This window comes from Kitasatospora sp. NPDC098652 (assembly GCF_044760155.1).
In the GTDB taxonomy this organism is placed as follows: domain Bacteria; phylum Actinomycetota; class Actinomycetes; order Streptomycetales; family Streptomycetaceae; genus Kitasatospora.
The window spans coordinates 1-4,552 of the sequence record NZ_JBIWAQ010000057.1 but is presented as its reverse complement, the minus strand read 5'-3'; the positions used below and the strand labels follow the sequence as shown (position 1 = coordinate 4,552).

The following is a 4,552-nucleotide window of genomic DNA, read 5'->3' as shown; positions in this document are numbered from 1 at the left end:
TCCTCCGGCGTCCCGCCCCTCACCGAGGAGGACGGCCTCGCCCTGCTCGACGCCGCGATGGCCGTCGACGAGCCCTACCTGGTCGCGACCGGCCGCATGGCCGCCGGTGCCCGCCCGCGCGGCGAGGTGCCGACGATGTTCCGCGCCCTCCTGCCCGCCGGCCGTCGCACGGCCGCGAACACCGGAGGTACGGCCTTCGCCGCCCTTGCCGCGCGTCTGTACGAGCTGCGCGAGGGCGACCGCCGGCGCCACCTCGTGGACCTTGTTCGCGCGGAGGCCGCCGCCGTCCTGGGCCACGCCTCCGGCCAGGCGGTCGACCCCGGACGGGAGTTCCGCGACCTCGGCTTCGACTCCCTCACGGCGATCGAACTGCGCAACCGCCTCGCCGACGTCACCGGGCTCCGGCTCCCGGCGACGATGGTCTTCGACTACCCGACCCCGCACGCCCTCGCCGCGCACCTCCTCGGGGAACTCCTCGACGAGGAGGACGACGTGGCCGCCCCGACGGCGGCCACCGCCGACGCCGGAGAGCCGATCGCGATCGTCGGCATGGCCTGCCGCTTCCCCGGCGGTATCGAGACGCCCGAGGACCTCTGGCGGCTCCTGAGCGAGGGCCGCGACGGCATCACCGACTTCCCGACCGACCGCGGCTGGGACCTCGACGCCCTCTTCGGCACCGGCCACGGCGTGAGCGCCACCCGCCAGGGCGGTTTCCTCGCCGGCCTCGGGGACTTCGACGCGGGCTTCTTCGGGATCTCGCCGCGCGAGGCCCTCGCGATGGACCCGCAGCAGCGGATCCTGCTGGAGACGTCCTGGGAGGCCTTCGAGCGGGCCGGCATCGACCCGACGGCGCTGCGCGGCAGCCGGACCGGCGTCTTCGTCGGCACGACGGGCCAGGACTACGCCTCGCTGGTGATGAACTCCCAGGAGGAGGTGGAGGGCCACGCGAGTACCGGGCTGGCCAACAGCGTGATCTCCGGCCGGGTCTCGTACTGCTTCGGCCTGGAGGGCCCGGCACTCACGATCGACACCGCCTGCTCCTCGTCGCTCGTGGCGATGCACCTGGCCGCGCAGTCCCTCAACAGCGGCGAGTGCACGCTCGCCCTGGCCGGCGGCGTGACCGTCCTGTCCACGCCGATGAGCTTCCTCGGCTTCACCCGCCAGGGCGGGCTCGCGACGGACGGGCGCTGCAAGGCCTTCGCCGACGCGGCGGACGGGACGGGCTGGTCGGAGGGCGCGGGCGTCCTGGTGCTGGAGCGGCTGAGCGACGCGCGCCGCAACGGGCACCCGGTGCTCGCCGTCGTGCGCGGCTCCGCCGTCAACCAGGACGGCGCATCGAACGGGCTGACCGCGCCCAACGGCCCGTCCCAGCAGCGCGTCATCCGCCAGGCCCTCGCCAACGCCCGCCTGTCGGCCGCCGAGGTCGACGCCGTCGAGGCGCACGGGACCGGGACGACGCTGGGCGACCCGATCGAGGCCCAGGCGCTCCTCGCCACGTACGGGCAGGACCGCGAACTCCCGCTGTACCTGGGGTCGGTGAAGTCCAACCTCGGGCACACCCAGGCGGCGGCAGGCGTCGCGGGGGTCATCAAGATGGTGGCGGCGATGCGGGCGGGCGTGCTGCCGAAGACGCTGTACGTCGACGCGCCCTCGTCGCACGTCGACTGGTCGGCGGGCGCGGTGGAGCTCCTGACGGAGGCGCGCGAGTGGCCCGAGACCGGGCATCCGCGCCGGGCCGGGGTGTCGTCGTTCGGGATCAGCGGGACGAACGCGCACGTGATCGTCGAGCAGGCACCTGCACCGGCGCCGGAGCCGGCCGCGGAGGCGGGAGCGGACCCGGGCGTCGTGCCGTGGGTGGTCTCGGGAGCGTCGGAGGCCGCGCTGGACGCCCAACTCGGCCGACTGGAAAGCCTGGACGCCTCGCCGGCCGACATCGGCCTCTCGCTGGCCGGGCGGTCGCGGTTCGGGCACCGGGCGGTGCTGCTGGACGGCGCCGAGGTGGCGCGCGGCGTGGCGGGGGAGCGGCGGCTCGCAATGCTGTTCTCCGGCCAGGGATCGCAACGGCTGGGGATGGGAAGGGAGTTGTACGCCCGGTTCCCGGTGTTCGCCCGCGCGTTCGACGAGGTGTGTGACGCGCTCGAGCTGCCGGTTCGGGACGTCGTCTGGGGCTCGGACGCGGAGCTGCCGAACCGGACCGCGTACGCCCAGGCCGGGCTGTTCGCGGTGGAGGTGGCGCTCTACCGCCTCGTCGAATCGCTGGGCGTGCGCGCCGAGTTCGTCGCGGGCCACTCGATCGGCGAGGTCGCGGCGGCGCACGTGGCCGGGGTGTTCTCGCTGACGGACGCCTGCAAGCTCGTGAGTGCCCGGGGCCGCTTGATGCAGGCGCTGCCTTCGGGTGGTGCGATGTCGGCGGTGCAGGCGACGGAGGCGGAAGTCCTGCCACTGCTGGGCGAGTTCGTGTCGATCGCCGCCGTCAACGGCCCGACCTCCGTGGTCGTCTCGGGTAGCGAGGAGGCCGTCTCGCTGGTCGAGGCGCACTTCGCCGACCGTAGGACCACGCGGTTGCAGGTCTCGCACGCCTTCCACTCGCCGCTGATGGAGCCGATGTTGAAGGGCTTCCGCACTGTCCTCGACGATCTGGCCTACCAAGCCCCTTCGCTCCCCCTCGTCTCCAACCTCACCGGCGAGCTCGGCGGCGAGGACTTCACCAGCCCCGACTACTGGGTACGCCACGTCCGCGAGGCCGTCCGCTTCGCCGACGGTGTCCGCGCCCTCGACGCCGCCGGTGCCACGGACTACCTGGAACTCGGCCCCGGCGGCGTCCTGACCGCTTTCGCCGAACAGAACCTCGCCGAACAGAACCTCGCCGAGCAGAACCTCGCTGAGCAGAACCCGGAGGAGGACGCCGACCGCGTCGCCGCCCCCGCGCTGCGCCCCGGCCGGCCGGAGGAGAGCGTCCTGCTGACGGCGTTGGCCCGCCTGCACGTCGTGGGCGTGCCCGTGGAATGGGCCCGGGTCTTCGACGGCACCGGCGCCCGGCGCGTCGACCTGCCGACCTACGCCTTCCAGCACGAGCGCTACTGGCCCGCCCGGGCCGCGCACCCGGGCGACGTGACCGGCGCGGGCCTGCGGCCGGCCGAGCACCCGCTGCTGGGCGCCGTGGTCGCCCCGGCCGACTCGGACGGCGTCCTGCTGACCGGCCGGCTGTCGCTGAAGGCGCAGCCGTGGCTGGGCGACCACCGGGTGGGCGGCGTGGCCGTCTTCCCCGGGACCGGGTTCCTTGAGCTGGCCGTCCGTGCCGCCGACCAGGTGGCCTGCGACCGGGTCGAGCGGCTGACGCTCGCCGAGCCGCTGGTGCTGCCCGAGGACGGCGCCGTCGTCGTCCAGCTGGTGGTCGGTGCGCCGGACGAGACCGGGACGCGGCCCCTCAGCTGCTACGCCCGGCCGGCGGACGAGGCGGACGGTCCGTGGACCTGCCACGCCACCGGCACGCTGGCCGTGGGCGAGCACGAGGCCGGTTTCGGGACGTCGGAGTGGCCCCCGGCCGACGCGGCCGCCGTGGATCCGGCCTCCTGCCACGACCCGCTGGACCACGGCCCGGCGTTCCGCACGCTGCAGGCGGCGTGGCAGCGGGGCGACGTGGTGTTCGCGGAGGCCGTCCTGCCGGGCCGGGCCGAGGACGCGACGCCGTACGGGCTGCACCCGGCGTTGCTGGAGGCGGCCGTCCAGCTCGCGGGCCTGACCGGGGCGGACGACGGCGCGCGCCTGGTGCCCACGGACTGGCGCGACGTGGCGCTGTACGCGACCGGTGCGGCCGTCGTGCGGCTGCGGGTCGCCAGGGCGGGCACGGACGCGGTGTCCGTGGAGGTCGCGGACGCGGCGGGCGGCCCGGTGCTGTCGGCGGGGGCGCTGACGCTCGGCGAGCCCAACGCCGTGGCCCAGCAGGCCGGACCGGGCGGGGCGCTGCTGCGGCTCGACTGGGTGGACGTCACGGCGCGCGCCGCCGGGCCGGTGCGGGCCCTGACGCTGGGCGAGGACGTGCCGTCGCTGGACGACCTGCCTGGTGAGGTGCCGGAGGTCGTGGTCGTGCCGGTGGCGGGTGGTTCGGTGCCCGAGCGGGTGCACGAGGTGACGGCGTGGGCGCTGGGCCTGGTGCAGCAGTGGCTGGCCGAGCCGCGCTTCGCCGACGCGCGCCTGGTGTTCACGACGCAGGGGGCGGTGCCGGGCGGGGAGGTCGGGGACCTCGGCGGCGGGGCGGTCTGGGGTCTCGTCCGGGCGGCCGAGGCCGAGAACCCGGGCCGGTTCGCCCTGCTCGACATCGAGCGCGCGTCGGACGTGAAGGCGGCGCTGCCCGTCCTCTCCACGCAACTGGACGGGGGCGACTTCCAGTTCACCGCCCGGGCCGGAGCCGTCCGGGTGGGCCGGCTGGCGCGCGTGGCCCCGGGCGGGTCGTCCGTGGGCTGGGGCGAGGGCACGGTCGTGATCACGGGTGGCACCGGTGGGCTGGGGCGTCTGGTCGCCCGGCACCTGGTCGCCGAGCACGGCGTGCGTG

General features: G+C 75.5%; 1 protein-coding gene. It reads left to right on the top strand.

Features of this window, described 5'->3' with window-relative positions; translation table 11 throughout:
• Positions 1 to 4,552, top strand: a 4,552-nt coding sequence (locus tag ACIQWA_RS40860; RefSeq protein WP_402492248.1) for a beta-ketoacyl synthase N-terminal-like domain-containing protein, incomplete at both ends; no start/stop codon positions are given.